We start from the raw sequence: 18,101 nt of genomic DNA, 5'->3' as shown, positions 1-18,101 counted from the left end.
TTCTATTGTTTTAGATGCAGCTTTTTTAATATACTAATATAAAATTATAAGTTAATTATTATATATATTTCTACTTCAAATAATCTTATATACTCTACTAATTCTTTATCTTATTCTATAAACTTAAAGCATCTTTCTTGGATAATGAAAACTTCTTTCCGTATCTCATTATTTTTAATTCAAACTTATAATAACTTATCAATGCCAAAATAGCTGTTATAATGACTACACTAACTATAATACATATTTTACCAGTAATTCCATCGGTAAATAGGTTTAACCTGTTAAAAATTCTGGTTACCATATTGTAGATCACTGGGTGCAAAAGGTATACCCCATAGGTAGCAACCCCAAAAAGCTCCAAAAATCCCCCTATTAACTTTGGAACATTTGATTTTAATTTGTAAAAACCTATGACAATTATAAAACATAATAAGGAAAATATAATTCTCCAAATAGAAGTAGATATAATTATTTGATTTCCATCCAAGGGTATAAAGCAAAATAACATTAAAGCAATAACCAATATACAGTTGTTAAAATGCTTATTAACTTCTATGTCTTTTAAATTATAGTAAATCGCTATTCCTCCAAAGTAAAAGAATAGGTTATTAAAAGGACTTATATAATTTATCCATTGTGTTGCCAAATCAACGTTACTATCAAGAATATTAAATGCATATATAAGTCCAATCACTAAAGAAAAAATGAACACTAAATTTCCAAGTATCTTTTTCCTATTATATGCCACTATTATAATAGGTGTTATTGCGTAATATACCATCTCATTACCTATTGACCAAGCTCCCGTAGCTATATAAGCTTGAGGTTTAATAAATCCAAATACAGTAGTTATATTGGCTATATATATTTTAAGTTGACTAATTGTAATTTGTCCTCTGGAATCCATAAGTACACTATATGTGGTAACCACCCATAATAATGGCCATATTCTAAATATACGCCTTACAAAGAAAGTAATCGATGTCTTAGCGTCTTTTATAAATTTATTATATACTATCGCCATGCTTAATCCTGATAAAATAAAAAATATAGAAACAGCATAAATTCCTAATCTCCCTAACCATGAACCCGAATCTAAAGATGCAATATTCCAACTATAAAGATGATAAAACATTATTGATAATGCAGCTAATCCTCTTAGCCAATCTAGAGATTCTATTCTGCTTTTTTTTGTAATCACTTTACTTTTTTCCATTATATGTTCTCCTCGAAACTATTCTGCGGTCTACTATCCTCAATTATAATTTATTTAAGGATGCTTATACAATAAAAACTATCTATATTAAGTATATATTTATTTGTATACAACCTATCATATAAGTTTAAATATCATCAACGTTAATATATATTCTTCTCTAACTATATAATATAAAAAGGACCTTTCACAAAATATGAAAAGCCCTTTTTATATGGTGCGGCGGAGAGGATTCGAACCCCCGACCAACTGGTTCGTAGCCAGCTACTCTATCCAACTGAGCTACCGCCGCATATTCTTTTAAAACAACACTATAATATTATCACAAAGGATTACATAAATCAATACTAACCTATTGTGCATATTTTATGAAGTTTTTACAAAGAAAAAAAATTAGAGAACTAATAGTTTATACTATCAACTCTCTATAATATAGTATGACTTTCATGGAACATATATATACACTGCTTCTAACCTTTAACATAAAAACTCAAAACTCTAGAGGGATCTTGCGAAGGGGTTCGATAGTCTCTCTAAATTAGAAGTAGTGCATTTTAAGATGAGTAAGTGTAGTCTGAAACTTGCTCTAAGCTCTTTTGGGTTGCGAAAAGGAGTCTTAGTCGTTTATATTTCAAACTAACCATTCCCACCAATATGAAGGCATATATAAAACACTTCCTATTCTAAAGCTGCTCTTTGCTTCTGTCATCCTCATCTTTCTAGTCCATTGTACATAACGAACCTAAATCTATCTAAGAACTCTCAAGTAATTCTTGTGGTATACCCTTACCCTTTAAACCATCAATTAAAATTCTATATCAGACATGTTAATTAGAGGTTGCGACATAGTTAAAACATATTTACATATATTAACACTAAGTTAATTTATAATAGCCTCTTTTTATGCTTTGATTATATTATTTATTAACGTATTTTCAATCACATAAAAAAGATTGCCTGCAGAGAAAATTCAAAACTTCTCAATACAAACAATCTTTTATAAAAAATAATATAATATTATTTTTTAATAAATCATATTTATTTTACGAAACTAAAACAGTATATTTAAGAGCAAACTAAATCCAACATAACTTTAATGAACTATAGTATCTATTAAAAGTGCTACATTTAATAATGCAACTATTGCACCTATGACCCATAGAACTACATTTTCCCATCTAGTATTCTTATATTCTCCCATAACCTTTTTTGAAGATGTTAGATATATCTGAGTAAATATTGTTATTGGAAGTTGCACGCTCAATAGCATCTGTGAATACACCAATCCTTTAAATGGATTTGATACAAAAAATATTATTATAAGTGCTGGAATTATAGTTACTAACACCCCTACTTTTGTATGCTTATCATTGATATTATATGGTTCATCAAATAATCCTGCAAATATAGAACCTCCTGCCATTCCTGCAGTTACACTTGATGATATACCTGCAAAAAGTAATGCTATTGCAAATATAATAGCTGCAGCATTTCCTAGTAGTGGTTTTAGCATTAATTGCGCCTGTTCTAATTCAGTAACTTGAATATTATTCACAAAGAATGATACTGCAACAAGTATCATTGCACTATTTATAGCCCATCCAACTATCATTGAAAATAGTGTATCCATAAATTCGTACTTTAACTGTTTTTCCATTATAGATTTATCTTTAAGATTCCACTGCCTACTTTGTATTATTTCTGAATGTAGGAATAGATTATGTGGCATTACTACTGCTCCAAGAACACTCATTATTATAGGAAGAGATCCTGTTGGAAATGATGGTGTAACCCATCCCTTTATCGCTTGTCCCCAGCTAACATCTACTAGACATACCTCGATTATAAACGCAAGTCCTATTATGGAAACAAATCCAATTATAATTTTCTCAATCTTCTTATATGAATTAGAGAATAACATCCACAATATCACTAAACTTGATAGAACAGCTCCAATCTTCAGTGGTATATGGAATAACATATTTAAAGCTATAGATGCACCAAGTATTTCTGCCATAGCTGTTCCTACTGCTGCAAGTACTGCTGTACCAGTTATCATTCTTGCTAACGCTGGCTTTATATGCTTATTTATAGCTTCTGATATACATAATCCTGTAACAATACCTAAATGAGCTGCATTATGTTGAAGTACTATTAACATAATAGTAGATAATGTAACCATCCATAAAAGTTTGTATCCATAAGAAGAACCTGCTGCTATATTTGAAGCCCAATTTCCTGGGTCTATGAATCCTACTGTTACTAGCATTCCTGGTCCAATATATTTTAAAAAGTCTAGTGCCATATGTTTAGGCTTATGATCTTCTTTTTTAAAAAAATCTAAAATCTTCATCTAATTCCTCCTCACTATTATCATATAATAATAGTTATTATCTAATAAAACAATATCATATTTTATCGTGTTAGTCTATAATCTATTAAAATTTGTAAATTTTAAGTGTTACTGTTATTTATATGCAATGATATATATTAATGATATCACATTCTAAAATATGACTGTATGAATTTAAAAACTTGCTTCATTATATCAATTACTCCAATAAAATATTTTTTTGATATAATCATGAATAAACTCAATATAATGTGCAAATTGTAACCATACTATTAATAAGTAAATTATTAGAGTAAAAATCTACTCACGCTTAGAAAAGCAATTAATTTTTGTGTATAATGGATATGAACTAAATATAATTTATATCTCTTATCAATGATTATTAGTTATATTTTTCCAATAATCATTGTAATGATTTATTTTTTACACTAAAATTAATATTAAATATGGATGAAATCTTTACCTTATATTATTATATTTATTTATATATTTTATTTTTAAATTACTTTTATACTTCTAGATATAAGGTTTTATGAGATTCATCCTTGATAAAGGAGCGGTTTTAATATGAAAGATTTTGTTATACTCACTGACTCTGGATGCGATTTATCTGCAGAAATTATAAATAAATTCAATCTTAATTACATAGGTCTAGTCTGCAACTTAAACGGACAGGAATTTGTTGAGGACTTCGGAAAGACTCTTACATATAAAGAGTTCTATGATAATATAAGAAACGGTTTAATGCCTACCACTAGCCAAGTAAATAGTTATAGATTTTATGAGGAATTTGAAAAATTCGTTAAAGATGATATACCTGTATTATACGTTGGTTTCTCATCAGCTCTAAGTGGTACTTTTAACAGTGGATTAATAGCTAGAAATGAAATACTCGAAAAATATCCTGATGCAGATATATCTGTAGTTGATACTAAAGCTGCTTCTATGGGACATGGACTTCTAGTATATTATGCAGCAAAACTTAAAGAACAAGGAAAATCAAAAGAAGAAGTAGTTAACTGGCTTGAAGAAAACAAATTAAAGTTATGCCATTTATTTACCGTTGATGACCTTAACCACTTAAAAAGAGGCGGTAGAATCTCTCCCACTGCAGCAGCTATTGGAAGCCTCTTAAATATAAAACCTGTTCTTTATGTAAATGATAATGGTGAGCTTAAAAACTTTTCAAAAGCTAAAGGAAGTAAAAGAGCTATTAAAATGCTTTTCGAAAAATTTGAGCAGCACATCGTGAATGCTGAAGAGCAAACTATATTTATATCGCACAGTGATTATCTAGAAGGTGCTGAAAACTTAGCTGAAATGATAAGAGAAAAATATAGGGTCAAAGAAATTGTAATTAACTATATCGGAACTGTAATAGGCAGTCATACTGGAGTTGGAACAATTGCTCTATTCTTCTTAGGAGATCATAGAGAACCTTAAAATTTAAATTTATCCATATAATTTTAGGTCCTATTTAAAAATATGGTTAAATTTAAGCTCATTAAAGTGTAGGATATCTAATTACTTAATTTCAACTTGGTGCTTTAACGACACTTATAATAAAAAAAACACATAAAAGACTAGCTACCTGTAAGTACATACTTACTTTTAGCTAGTCTTTTTTATATCTTATATGAAATTAAACTTTGCTTTACTTCCTTCTCTAGCAGGAGTAATTTCTAATCTAGAATCTATTCTTTCCTTTAATTCAGGAACATGTGAGATTATACCAACAAGTCTTCCCCCTTGCTGTAAATCAATTAGACACTGTATAGCATTATCTAAAGATTCTGGATCTAAAGTACCAAATCCTTCATCTACAAACATGGTATCTAGATTTATTCCCCCAGCATAGGCCTGAATTACATCTGCAAGCCCTAAAGCTAAGCATAAAGAAGCTTTAAAACCTTCTCCTCCAGATAGTGTCTTAACATGTCTAGCCTTACCAGTGTAATTGTCAAATACCTCAAGTTCTAGACCTTCTTGCTTTCTTCCCTTTCCTTTTTCTTCTTTTCTTCTTAATATAAATCTTCCACCAGCCATTTTATATAGCCTTGAGTTAGCTGCTTCTATTATTTCATCAAAATATGCAGCCAGTACATATCTTTCGAAAGTTACTCTCTCTGCATTATCTCCATTTACTACTCTAGCAAGTTCCGCTACCTTAGAATACTTTTCTTCTTGATCACTAATTAAATTAGTAAGCTCTTCTATTTTACTTAATGCTTTAATATTAGTATTAATTCTAAAAGATATCTTTTTCTCATTTTCTCTAATCACCTTTTCTCTATCTTTTAAAACTATTATTTCGTTATTGAGATCATCTAGCTTAATATAATTTAGATTTTCAATATCTTTTACTGAAGCATCATATCTATCTTGTAATGACTTAAGATTCTCATTATACTCTTTAAGCTGCTTCTCTAGAGTTTTCATATCTTCCATAGTTAAGAAAGCGGCTTTATAGTGATCAAAATCCTTAAATCCACATTCAATTATCTTAACATTTAACTTTTCTTGTATTACTATTATCTGATTTTCTATTTCTTTAACATTATCCTTTTGAGTTTTTAACTCTGCTTCTGCTGACGCCTTATTGGTAGTTGCTTTATTAAAATCCTGTTGAGCTTTATTTAAAGAATTTACAATGTCTTCTATTAATTTTTCATTACTAATTATTCTATTCTGAAGAGCACTTAAAGATCTAATGCTTTCAGGTATTTCATTTTCAATGCTATTTAGCAGTTCTTGTTCGGCTTTTATCTTACCAAATAACTCTGTATACTCATTATCAAGTTTCTCTTGACTACTCGCTTCTGACTCATATTCTTTGTTTAATTTATCAATTTCTATATCAATTTTTTCTTTTAGCACTAGATTATTTTTCAATTTTTCTACTTGCTTATTTAGAACGTCATATTCAACTGCTAGAGTTTTTCCTGCTTCAGCTATATTCTTAAGTTTATTATTTATATTTAGTCCTAAGAAATCTTCTAATAGAACTCCCTGAAGCTTTTCTTCTTGTTCCTTATATCTCTTCTCTAGTTCAATTAATGAAGCATTTAAGGCTGATAACTTTTGTAGCTTATTTTGATATTCTTGATTTATCTTATCAAAGCTTTCCTTTAATATTTTAAGTTCACTTTCTGTGGGAACTTCTTTAACTATTGTTGCCGGACTCGGATGTTCTGTTGAACCACAAACAGGGCAAGGCATTCCTTGCACAAGTTCCTTAGATAAAAGACCTGCTTGACCTTTCTTAAACAGCTCATCTAAATGTTCATATTCCTGTTTTTCTTTTTTAAACTTTAACTCTATACCTGCATACTCCTTTTTTTCAGTATCATACGCTAAAAATGCTTTACTATATTCCTGATAATATTTATATAAATTTCTAAGCTCATCAATCTGGATCTTCTTATTTGCTAAATCAATTTCTCTGGAAGATAACTCTGTTTGCTCTTTTTGAAGTTGTCTAACTAAAAAGTTTTTCTCTTCTATAGTTTTCTTCAAAACAATTAATTTTTGTTTTAGATCAGTTCTTAGTTTATCTTTAAGTTTAATAGAATTATTAAGTTCAATTAAGTTTTTCTTTTTACCTTCGTAATCTTTAACCTTTATTTCATAGCTCTTAAGAATTGATATATCACTTAATAGTTTATTTTTTTCTTCTTCTCTTTTAGCCACATTTTCAAGTTTTAACTTTGCTTCTTCCATTACCTTAGTAATGTTCTCTAGGTTCACTATATTTTGCTTTATCACATTGTCTTTTGATCTTTTATCTGATATTTTATCTTCAAGTACTTGTTCTACCTGTCTAACTTCAGATGCACTTCTAGCTGACACAAGTGACGATTCCTTACTTATATATATATCCTTTTTTTCTAATTCAATATTAAGGGTTTCTTTAAGTGTTTTATTATTATCAAGTTTTTTGTTTATCTCTTGTCCTTGAAATATCTCTTTCTGCAGCTTATCTTGTTCTTTTATTGCTTCTTCTAAGGTCACTCGGATTTTAGATACTTTACTTTCATCCTGCTCTATATTTAACTTACTTTCAGATAGTATCTCTATAATATTTAGATCTTCAGCATTTATTAAAATAACAAGCTTTTCATCATCACCACAGTCTATATTTTTTATGTAAGTCTTTCTTTCATTACTTACATTCATTATTTCTCCGTAAAGCTTCTTTCTTTGAATGTCCAACCTATTTTGAATCTCTAGGAAAGCTTCTGTACCAAATATCTTTCTAAATATAGCTTCTCTCTCAACACTTTCAGCCTCTAGAAGTTTTCTAAACTCTCCTTGGGGAAGCATAACAATCTGCTTAAATTGTTGCTTACTTATTCCAAGCACTTCACTTATCTTTTCATCTACATTATTTACCTTTGTGATTACATTTCCGTTAGGCAAAATGAATTCTGCTTCAGCACCTTTTAATGTATATCCTTCTCCTCTAGCCTTTCTCTTAAGCTGTTGAGGATATCTTTTTATTCTATAAATCTTTCCTCTAAGTTCAAACTCTAGTTCTACAAAAGTTACATTGTCATCTAATGCAAAGTCACTTCTAAGGCTGTCTTTATCTCTGCTGCTTCCAGAAGCCTCACCGTAAAGAGCAAAACTTATAGCATCAAATATAGTTGTTTTTCCAGCTCCAGTTGGACCAGTTATCAAGAATATATTTTTATCCTTTAATGCTTCAAAATCTATAGTTTGCTCATCTGCATAAGGACCAAAGGCACATATTGTCAATTTGATAGGTCTCATACTACTTCACCTCCCTTTCAACATCCCTTATGATGTCAGCCATTATGTCAAACTTATCTTCGTCTACTTCTTTGCCTGCAATAGCTTTATAGAATTCCTTAAAAAGTTCATCCTTGCCCTTAGTTTTATATCCTAAAGATGCAGAAGTCTTGCTTCCTTCTCTTTGAGCTGAATTTTCTCTACTAAGTCCCATTATATTTGGGTACACTGCTCTAAGCTTAGATATAGGATCCACAAGCTCTCCCTCATCTGTAAGCACGGCAAATATATAATCCTCTGTATTTGTATCTTTATAAACCTCTGGATTTATTAACTCATTCAATGGTCCTTTTATGGTTCTCATATCTCTTCTAGGTTTAAAGTCCTTTATATCAACCTTAACTTCACCATCGTTATTTATCTCTACTGAGGTTACACCTTTTCTTTGGCGAGCTTCTGAAAATGAATATTTAAGCAAAGACCCAGAATACCTTATCCTGTCTGAACCTACTTTTTGTGGTCCATGAAGATGCCCTAAAGCAGTGTAGGTAAAGCCATCAAATACCTCTCCACCTATAAGATCTGTTCCTCCTATATTCAGTGGTCTCTCTGAATCAGAAACCTCAAGTCCTGCTCTTTTCTTCTTTTCTTCTCCTAAATCATCCACAGCCACTTCTTCTATATCACTCATGAACGAAACATACCCATGTGCAACAATAACATTTCTTTCTCTTCCACTAACTTGCTTTCTTATTTCTTCTATTAGCTTTTTCATGGCATCTTCATGAGTTCTAACAGTTGTATCTTTGTACAATTCTCTTATAACTACTGGTTCTGCATAAGGTATCAAGAAGAAATTAACTTTGCCATGACTATCTTCAAGCTCCACCTTCTTTATTCCATCATTGAAATTACCTTGTATATAAAGTTTATTTTTAGTCAAAATTCCTGATGCAAAAGATACTCTTTCTGCACTGTCATGATTGCCTGCTATAGCTATTATAGGAGTGTTAAGTTCTAATAATATCCTAGAAAACACCTTATCTAACAAAGATACAGCTTCCACAGAAGGTACTGATCTATCATATATGTCTCCAGCAATAACTAATGCATCTGGTTTTTCTTCTTCTATTATCTTTACAAGCTGCTCCAAAACAAATTCTTGATCTTCTATCATGCTTATTTCATTTACTATTTTGCCGATATGCCAATCTCCTGTATGTATAAATTTCATATATTTCACCTCAAAGTTATACTCTATTATCAAATTATTTCGAAGCTTATCGATTATATCATAGAACCACGCAAGTCAAAGCTTCATTGTTTATTAATCATTAATTTCTATACTAACGTTCTTATTCCTTCTATTATAACTAAAGTATTGTTATGTAAATATAGGACTAATTGTTATATTTAAGTATAGACTAAATATAAAAAAATAAATCTAATATAAAATACACCAATTCACTCTTATCTTCAACAATATATAGTCTTATATTATTTTTAGGTCAAACTTAAATAAAAGATATTTTGTTATGAAAAAGAAATAACCTGCACTTAAAGCCAAGTACAGGTTATTTCTTATAATTTGTCATTTATAAAATAATATTAAATTGGAGGCTACATATTATGATGCATTCAAATGTACAATTATAGTATTAGTGAAGTTTAAGTATATTATTAATGAACCCATTACTAAGACTTATCTAATACTGCCTTCTATATGATTTAACTAAGTATTATAACTACTATTATTTTTTTATTTATCTCTGTATCTATCTTATTTATCTATATAATTAATGCCCTCTTAACCCAAAAACATAATCCATATGAAATACTATATATTCTCTATTTACATATAGATTATTTTGAAATATCTAATTTTAAACTTCACCAAACTTCTATCATTTTTCATTCTAGTTATATATAATGTTATTCTTGAAATTAAGGTGTTGCTACGGAGATACTATATGAGTGAGCAATTAGAATTAAATGATTTTTGGAGATGAAATAACGTTAATAAACTGTATTGTCCGAACGTAGTGAGTTATACAGTTTTAGTTATTTCATTGTAAGAAATCATATTAATTCTCTGCGAAACTCATTAAAGTATCGTATGTAGCGATACTTTAATTTCAGCATACTACCTTATATAAAAAATGACGCTCCAATCCATCTGTATATGAATCAAGCGCCATTGCTTATCCTTTATAGGAATTTATTATTCTCTTTGCAACATCCAGCATAGGCCTTTTGCTATTCATGCTCTCTTTTTGAATTCGTCTATAGGCTTCATTTTCCTCGATGTTTTCTTTTTTCATTAATAGTTGTTTTGCTTTATCTATTATAAGTTTATCCCCCACTGGTCTAGTACTTCCTTCAGCTTTACCATGTTTACTGTTAGCAATATCTTCGATAACATCATTTACAGTATGCAAAAAGCTACTAGGTCTAATCGGTTTTTGCATGCATACTATGCCCAATTGTGTTGTCCATTTAGATATTATATTATATTGCTGCGAAGTACATAGAAGTATTACTTTGCTTATTGCTTCCCCTGAAATAATCTTTGCAACCTCTGCCCCATTTGTATCTGTAAGCTCATAATTTATAATAACTATATCTGGCTTCGTAAGTCTTGATTTTCTTATGAGCATACTTCCGGAAGTGCAGATGCCATCAACATTAAAACCCTTTTGAAGGAGAAGGCTTTTTATCTGTCCACCTGCTTTTAAAGTGCTTGTTCCTAATACAATCTTATAACTGTTAAGCATGCACTTCCCCCCATTTACTACTAGAATTTACTCAAATATTGATCTATCTCCCATTGATGTACCTTTGCTCTATAGTCATCCCATTCTAAGTTCTTTGCTTCTTTATATACTTGAAACGCATGATCACCTAAAGTATCTTTTACTAAGCCATCTTTACTAAATTCTACAATTGCATCATAAAGATTATCAGGAAGTCTATCTATACCTTGCTCTTTTCTTTGTTCTTCAGTCATATCAAATATATTAGCTTCGATGTTTTTTGGTGGTGTAAGTTTTTTCTTTATTCCTTCTAACCCAGCTGCTAAACAAAGCGCAAGTGCTAGATATGGATTGCAAGATGGGTCTGGACATCTAAGTTCAACTCTAGTGGATTTTCCTCTTGATATTGGTATTCTAACTAGAGGGCTTCTATTTTTAGGCGACCATGAAATATATATAGGTGCTTCATAATCTGGAACTAATCTTTTATAAGAATTAACAAGTGGATTAGTAACTACAACTATTCCCTTTATATGATTTAGAAGCCCAGCTATAAAACTATATGCATCCTCACTTATCCCCAAATCATCTTTTTCATCAAAGAATGCATTAATTCCATCCTTTGATAACGACATATTCACATGCATCCCTGAACCACTTATTCCAAATATAGGCTTAGGCATGAAAGTTGCATGTAACCCATGTGATTGTGCTATAGTCTTAACTACTGATTTAAAAGTCATTATGTTATCAGCAGTCTTTAAAGCATTATCATACTTAAAATCAATCTCATGTTGACCTCTTGCAACTTCATGATGTGACGCTTCTATTTCAAACCCCATTTGTTCTAGAGCTATACACATATCTCTTCTAGCTTCTTCCCCAAGATCTATATGCCCTAAATCGAAGTAACCTGCATTGTCATGAGTATTAGTAGTTGGTGAACCGTCATCATTTGTGTGGAATAGGAAGAATTCACATTCTGGCCCTACATTAAAGGTATAACCTAAATCTTTTGCTTCATTTATCACTTTCTTTAAAATATATCTTGGATCTCCTTCAAATGGCTTTCCCTCACCTGTATAAACATCACAAATAAGTCTTGCTATATTTCCATCAGGTGTTGACCAAGGCATTAATTGAAAAGTATCCAAGTCAGGTGCTAAGTACATGTCTGCTTCTTCCATCCTAACAAATCCTTCAATTGATGATCCATCAAAAAAACATTCATTATTAAGAGCTTTGTTTAGTTGTCTAGAAGTTATGGCTACATTCTTCATAGTACCGAATATATCTGTGAATTGTAATCTAATAAATCTAACATCATTTTCTTCAACAAGCCTGACTATATCTTCTTTTGAATAAGACATAAAAACCTCTCTCCTTTACCCTTGATAATAATAAAGACGCCTATATAGAGCCTAATCGACTCATATATAGAACGTCTTTGTTCATCGTATTATTCCTTAGTTATATCATACTATTAATAATATTCTGTACCAATAGAGTTGTCAACATTTATTGATATTAAAAATGTAAATAGATGTAATTAATTTATTTTGAATATATATCTACTAGATTTAAAATAACCTCAACAGCTTTTTCTATTGATTCTACTACTGCATATTCATACTTTCCATGGAAGTTTTCCCCACCCGCAAATATATTCGGTGTAGGAAGTCCCATAAATGATAGTCTAGCACCATCTGTACCACCTCTTATAGGTCTTACATTTGGCTTTATACCTGCTGTTTCCATAGCCTTTATTGCATTTTCAACTATATATATAACTGGCTCTATCTTTTCTTTCATGTTTTTATATTGATCTTTGATTTCTACATTTATAGTTCCTTGACCATATTTATCATTTAAACACTTTTCAATTTGTCTTAATTTATTCTTTTTAGATTCATAACCATCTTTAAAGAAATCTCTTATTATAAATCCTAAGTGAGTTTCTTCAACTTCACCTTTAATATCTGTAAGATGAATAAATCCTTCATAGCCTTCTGTCTTTTCTGGAACTTCATCAGATGGAAGTAAGTTTATGAACTCATTTGCAATAAGCATTGAGTTTATCATCTTATTTTTAGCACTACCAGGATGAACATTTCTTCCTTTGATAGTAACCTTTGCTCCAGCTGCATTAAAGTTTTCATATTCTAATTCGCCTATAGCCCCACCATCCATTGTGTATGCAAGGTCGGCTCCAAAGAATTCTACATCAAAGTGATCTGCACCTTCACCTATCTCTTCATCAGGAGTAAAACCTATTCTTATCTTTCCATGCTTTACTTCTGGATGATTTATAAGATATTCTGCTGCAGTTACTATCTCAGCAAGACCAGCCTTATCATCAGCTCCTAAAAGGGTAGTTCCATCTGTTGTTATCAAAGTCTTTCCTTTATACTCTAATAAATCTGGAAATTCTTTTGGTGAAAGTACTATATTGTTTTCAGCATTTAATACTATATCTCCACCATCATAATTTTCTACGAACTTAGGCTTAACATCTTTACCTGTCATATCAGGAGATGTGTCCATATGTGCTACAAAACCAATGGTTGGAACCTGCTTTTCTATATTTGAAGGTATAGTCGCATAAATATAACCAGTATCACTTAACACAACTTCCTCTAATCCTATTTCTTGCAATTCGTTAACTATCAATTTAGCTAGCTCTAATTGTCCCTTACTGCTTGGTGTAGTACCTGTTGTAGTATCTGACTTTGTATCTACCTTTACATATCTTAGAAATCTGTCTATTACTTGTGACATATTAACGCCTCTTTTCTTATAGTTCAGTTAATTCCATATTATTATTATCATCTTTTATTGTCTTCAATACAACTCCTAGATATATTAATGCACCTAATATATATATCTTATAAAAATGAGGAACTTGAAGACTAAATGCCCCTCTTACAATATCTACTACTGTAGGTAAAGTTAATGCATAAATTGCAAGTTTATACAAATTACCGAATTCAACTTTAGCTTTAATAAATATGTTTATAAGTATGCCTATTACAGCTACTACTAAAGCTGAGAACATATGTCCTAAAAACATTCCTATCATAAACAATGGTATTAATAAAAGTGAAAACCACTTTAATTTATCGATAAGACTTATAACACCTTCTTTAGTTACTGTAAGTGCTCCTAAATCTGAATACTTTACATCTTGGTTCTGACCACTCTCTTGATTTATTATAAACTTATCTTTAAATACATACATCATATTAGGACTCTTATCTTTAATTGTAGACTTATCAAATTCACTTGCATTTTTAGTTGTATCAACTACTATTAAAGTATCTTGATCTTTATAAGTAAATGGACTTGAAGATATATTCATAACTCCATTCTCTAACTTAAAGTCTACATTATTGTTATTTAATTCGCTTACTGCAGAACTTATTGCTTTTGTAGCACTATAAACTGTTTTTATACTATTAATGCCACCTAAAAGTATTGACATTATTAAAAGATATAAAAAAGCTCTTCCTAAAGTTTCTCTGTTAAAGTTAATATAATACTTTACATCTACTATAGCTTTTAAGAATTTTTTGAAAAAATTATCTTTTTTTTGCATTAACTACTCCTCCATCTTATACCATTATATAGAAATTATACTATAATAATTAATTAAAAAGAAGAGCAGACTAATCTACTCTTCTATATTTTTAGTATTTATTATTAATATATTTCTTATAGCTAAAAACATATATATCGAACTTATAATTAAATAAATATAATTTATAAATACAACATTAATAGCTAATATTCTTCTTATGCAGCTTATAACTACAGCTGTTGTAATAGAGTATGAACTGAGTTTATATAAGTTTCTATACTTTATTCCAGCTTTAAGCACTGAGTTTATTAGTGTACCTACAGCAGATACCATAAAAGCAGTAAATAAATTTGAAAGAAAAAATAATACTGGTGCGGATATGAGCATAATAAAAGATCCAGCCTTAAAATCATATATTGCTTCAATAAACTCAGTCTTATTAAATTTCAAAAATCTTATTATACTATACCTAGTTTCATCTATATTACCAGATCCATTCTTTATATAAGCTTTATCTCTAAGAATTAGTACAGCTTTATCATAGTTTTCTATTTTTGATAAACCAGTCTTTCCTGTAGTATCTATTACTATATTATAATCATTTCTTTTTAGTAAGATAGGTTGTTTTCCATCTACCTCTAAAATCCCATTGTTAAAAGTAAACTCTGGGAATTCATATACCACCTCATTATGTATTGTATCCATGAACTTATAATAATTATATGTAGGTCTGATATAGCTTATAAATCCAAAAATTATTGATATTGTAAACAGATAAATTATTGCACTAGCAAGGCTTAATTCATTGAACTTTATATAGAACTTAGGTTTAGTTATTGCGTTATATATTTTTCTTAAAAAAGGTACATTATTATCCATATGATTTCTCCCTCCTTGTTGTATTTTAGCCATTGAAAAAATTTTTAGTACTGAATGTTGTTTATATTCATGCAAAGTTGGAAATAATTTAACTAAAATAGTAAGGAGGATGAAGTTTGAAGGAAAAAGAAAAAGAAGAAAAAAAACAAGAAAAGAAAAAAAGTAAAATTTCTTTATCAAAAATTATTACCATGTTTATATTAGCTTTTTTTTGCATAGCAATGTCTTATTCTTTTTATGACTATAATGATATAATTACTGACTTTAAAATTAACTTCGATAAAAAGGATTATTCAACAGCAAATTCCCTTATGGTATCAAAAGGGAACTTCAATCCTGCGAAAAAGCTATTATTATATACTGATTTAAAAAACTACTTCTCAACATATATAGATGATCTAATGTCTAATTATAAGAATAATAGTTTGTCAGATGAGGCTACACTCGCAGCTTTAAGTGAAGTAGAAAGATATGGTGTGGTTAATGATAAGGTAAGCGAAGCTAAGAAGAAAGTTCCTCTCCTTAATGACTCCGCTAATAACTTTTCATTAGGTATGAAGTTGTATAAAGATAAAAATTATGTAGATGCTTATAATGCTTTTGATAAAGTTAGTAATTTTGATGATAACTTTCTCAAAGCAGAGGAGTATAAAAAGGAAGTAATTAATTCAATAAAAGAAGAAACTCTAAGTTCAGCCGATAAACTAGTTTCTGAGAATTATTTTTCTAAGGCTATATCATTATTAGAAGATAATACTAAGTATTATTCTAATGATAAAGATATATTAAGTAAAATTGATGAATATAAAGATGAAAAAAATAAATTTCTTAATAAAGATTCAACCAGCAAGAATTCAGCTTCTGATTCCTCTAAAAATACAAGCTCAAATTCAAGTTCTAACGAATCAAAAAGCAATGATTCTTCAAAGAACAATACAAATTCAAATAACAGTTCAGACTCTAATACAAAGACTACATCTGTTGCAGCAATGACAATTAATGCAAATACAATAAATTCACTTAATCTTACTTCTGATACATCTTATTTAGTTTATGTGAATTTATCTGCTCAAAAAACTTATGTTTTTAAGGGAAAAAAAAATGATTGGAGTTTATTAAAAAATTATTCTTGTTCCACTGGAATAAAAGGAAGTGAAACTCCTTCAGGTGTATATACTGTAAAAGAAAAAGGTGATTGGTTCTATTCAACTGATTACAAAGAAGGAGCTAAGTACTGGGTTCAATTTGACGGCAATTACTTATTTCACTCATTACCTTATAATGAACTCAAAACAAAAATAACTGATTATACATTAGGTAAAGCTGCTTCTCACGGTTGTGTAAGACTTAAAGTAGAAGATGCTAAATGGATATATGATAATATTACAAGAGGATCAAAAGTAATAATAAACTAGATAAAGTGAAATGCTCCCTATCAATTAGATAGAGAGCATTTCAAATGTTATCTAGTTTATTATTTATCCAAGTTATGATTATATATTCTTCTATTTTCAAGTGACCATAATCTCTCAGAGAATTGTTTTTCTTCTGTTTCACCAGTAACCCTTCTTATATCATACATTCTAGCATCAATTATATCTATATAATGTAGCATCTCTGCTTCCGCTATCATAGGCTTTACTGGACTTCCATACTCTGGCTCATAATGATGTGAAAGAATCATGTGTTGTAGTAATACGATTATTTCCCTATCAGCTTTAAAGCTTTCTCCAACAACTTCAACATCTTTTATACCTTGAGTAATATGTCCAAGCAATGTACCCTCTAAGCTATATTCACCTACTATACCAAGTTCATTCGAGTTCATTTCTTTCATCTTTGCAAGATCATGTAGTATTACCCCAGCATAAAGTAAATCCTTATTTAAAAATGTATATATTGAGCTTAAGTTTTCTGCTACGTTAAGCATTGTCATTATATGATAAAGTAGCCCACCTCTTATTGCATGATGATTCTTTTTTGCAGCTGGATAATACATTAATTTATCTTTAGAATCATTAAATAAATATCCAACAATATTCTTTATATCTTCATTTTTCATTTTTTCAATAAATTCTTTTATCCTGTCAAACATGTATTCACTATCAAATGGAGCACTTTGAACATAGTCTTGAATGTTTACATTATCACCTTGTTCTATATTTCTTATTTTCTCAATCTTAAGTTGAAGATTTCCTTGCCAAGCAGACACCATTCCTCTTATTTTAACAATGGTATTTTCCTTAAATAAATTTTCATTTTCTTCATTAACTTCCCATAGCTTTCCCGCTATCTCACCAGTGCTATCCCCCAATGCAAAATCCAAGTACTTTTTACCATTGGCATTTGCTGTTTTTAAACTTACTGATTTAATCAAGAAGAAACCTTCTACTCTTTCATTTTGTTCAAATTCACTTATCTTTCTTAACTCTATACCCAATATGCTTTACATCCTTTCGTCAATATACTATTAATAATTATATCTTTAGTTTACTATTCATAAACATAAACAAGTAAAATATTTTATTTAAATGCTTATAATATATTATATACTTAAATTGGGACATA

12 protein-coding genes and 1 tRNA gene are annotated in these 18,101 nt (G+C 29.6%); 2 read left to right on the top strand and 11 right to left on the bottom strand.

The genetic code is table 11. The features are described 5' to 3' along the window. Positions 1-115 precede the first annotated feature (115 nt). The 3 genes from OCU55_RS20620 to OCU55_RS20610 all read right to left on the bottom strand — a co-directional run bounded on the left by OCU55_RS20620 (position 116) and on the right by OCU55_RS20610 (position 3,572). The gene (locus OCU55_RS20620) at positions 116-1,219 is read right to left on the bottom strand and encodes an acyltransferase family protein (RefSeq protein WP_261854177.1); all 1,104 of its coding nucleotides are present in this window, start codon (positions 1,217-1,219) and stop codon (positions 116-118) included. A gap of 215 nt (positions 1,220-1,434) precedes the next feature. Continuing rightward, positions 1,435-1,511 (bottom strand) — tRNA-Arg (locus tag OCU55_RS20615). Between the two features lie 801 nt (positions 1,512-2,312). Next, positions 2,313-3,572, bottom strand: a complete 1,260-nt coding sequence (locus OCU55_RS20610) for an Nramp family divalent metal transporter (RefSeq protein ID WP_261854176.1) — start codon at positions 3,570-3,572, stop codon at positions 2,313-2,315. Between the two features lie 567 nt (positions 3,573-4,139). On the opposite strand from OCU55_RS20610, the gene OCU55_RS20605 reads away from it, so the two are divergent. Then, positions 4,140-5,015 (top strand): DegV family protein, encoded by an 876-nt coding sequence (locus OCU55_RS20605; RefSeq protein ID WP_261854175.1) that lies wholly within the window; start codon positions 4,140-4,142, stop codon positions 5,013-5,015. 189 nt (positions 5,016-5,204) lie between these two features. Here OCU55_RS20605 and OCU55_RS20600 read toward each other — a convergent pair whose 3' ends face one another. From OCU55_RS20600 to OCU55_RS20570, 7 genes are all read right to left on the bottom strand, one after another. Then, a complete protein-coding gene (locus OCU55_RS20600; RefSeq protein ID WP_261854174.1) occupies positions 5,205-8,345 on the bottom strand; it encodes an AAA family ATPase in 3,141 nt (1,046 codons plus the stop codon). A 1-nt stretch (position 8,346) separates the two neighbouring features. Next, the gene (locus OCU55_RS20595; protein WP_261854173.1) at positions 8,347-9,558 is read right to left on the bottom strand and encodes an exonuclease SbcCD subunit D; all 1,212 of its coding nucleotides are present in this window, start codon (positions 9,556-9,558) and stop codon (positions 8,347-8,349) included. Between the two features lie 967 nt (positions 9,559-10,525). Then, entirely contained in the window at positions 10,526-11,098 is a 573-nt protein-coding gene (locus OCU55_RS20590; RefSeq protein WP_261854172.1) for an ANTAR domain-containing response regulator, read from the bottom strand. Positions 11,099-11,118: 20 nt separating this feature from the next. Then, complete coding sequence (gene glnA, locus OCU55_RS20585; RefSeq protein WP_261854171.1) at positions 11,119-12,447, bottom strand: type I glutamate--ammonia ligase; 1,329 nt, start codon at positions 12,445-12,447, stop codon at positions 11,119-11,121. A 184-nt stretch (positions 12,448-12,631) separates the two neighbouring features. Continuing rightward, positions 12,632-13,855, bottom strand: a complete 1,224-nt coding sequence (pepT, locus tag OCU55_RS20580) for a peptidase T (protein WP_261854170.1) — start codon at positions 13,853-13,855, stop codon at positions 12,632-12,634. A gap of 16 nt (positions 13,856-13,871) precedes the next feature. After that, the gene (locus OCU55_RS20575) at positions 13,872-14,672 is read right to left on the bottom strand and encodes a DUF1189 domain-containing protein (protein WP_261854169.1); all 801 of its coding nucleotides are present in this window, start codon (positions 14,670-14,672) and stop codon (positions 13,872-13,874) included. Between the two features lie 75 nt (positions 14,673-14,747). Next, entirely contained in the window at positions 14,748-15,533 is a 786-nt protein-coding gene (locus tag OCU55_RS20570) for a DUF1189 domain-containing protein (RefSeq protein ID WP_261854168.1), read from the bottom strand. Positions 15,534-15,649: 116 nt separating this feature from the next. Between OCU55_RS20570 and OCU55_RS20565 the strand changes: the two genes are divergently transcribed. Then, the gene (locus tag OCU55_RS20565) at positions 15,650-16,948 is read left to right on the top strand and encodes a L,D-transpeptidase (protein WP_261854167.1); all 1,299 of its coding nucleotides are present in this window, start codon (positions 15,650-15,652) and stop codon (positions 16,946-16,948) included. A gap of 59 nt (positions 16,949-17,007) precedes the next feature. On the opposite strand, the gene OCU55_RS20560 is transcribed toward OCU55_RS20565, so the two are convergent. Continuing rightward, positions 17,008-17,973 carry a 3'-5' exoribonuclease YhaM family protein gene (locus OCU55_RS20560; protein ID WP_261854166.1) on the bottom strand — a complete coding sequence of 322 codons (966 nt, stop codon included), beginning with the start codon at positions 17,971-17,973 and terminating at the stop codon, positions 17,008-17,010. Positions 17,974-18,101: the final 128 nt, after the last annotated feature.

The sequence above is a fragment of the Clostridium folliculivorans genome (assembly GCF_024341905.1).
GTDB lineage: Bacteria > Bacillota > Clostridia > Clostridiales > Clostridiaceae > Clostridium_AR > Clostridium_AR folliculivorans.
The sequence above is the reverse complement of the archived record's forward strand: the minus strand, read 5'-3'. Positions and strand labels throughout refer to the sequence as shown.

Coding starts and splice junctions, on each gene's coding strand:
- OCU55_RS20620 (WP_261854177.1), bottom strand. CDS start 1,219: ATGGAAAAAAGTAAAGTGATTACAAAAAAAAGCAGAATAGAATCTCTA.
- OCU55_RS20610 (WP_261854176.1), bottom strand. CDS start 3,572: ATGAAGATTTTAGATTTTTTTAAAAAAGAAGATCATAAGCCTAAACAT.
- OCU55_RS20605 (WP_261854175.1), top strand. CDS start 4,140: ATGAAAGATTTTGTTATACTCACTGACTCTGGATGCGATTTATCTGCA.
- OCU55_RS20600 (WP_261854174.1), bottom strand. CDS start 8,345: ATGAGACCTATCAAATTGACAATATGTGCCTTTGGTCCTTATGCAGAT.
- OCU55_RS20595 (WP_261854173.1), bottom strand. CDS start 9,558: ATGAAATTTATACATACAGGAGATTGGCATATCGGCAAAATAGTAAAT.
- OCU55_RS20590 (WP_261854172.1), bottom strand. CDS start 11,098: ATGCTTAACAGTTATAAGATTGTATTAGGAACAAGCACTTTAAAAGCA.
- glnA (WP_261854171.1), bottom strand. CDS start 12,447: ATGTCTTATTCAAAAGAAGATATAGTCAGGCTTGTTGAAGAAAATGAT.
- pepT (WP_261854170.1), bottom strand. CDS start 13,855: ATGTCACAAGTAATAGACAGATTTCTAAGATATGTAAAGGTAGATACA.
- OCU55_RS20575 (WP_261854169.1), bottom strand. CDS start 14,672: ATGCAAAAAAAAGATAATTTTTTCAAAAAATTCTTAAAAGCTATAGTA.
- OCU55_RS20570 (WP_261854168.1), bottom strand. CDS start 15,533: ATGGATAATAATGTACCTTTTTTAAGAAAAATATATAACGCAATAACT.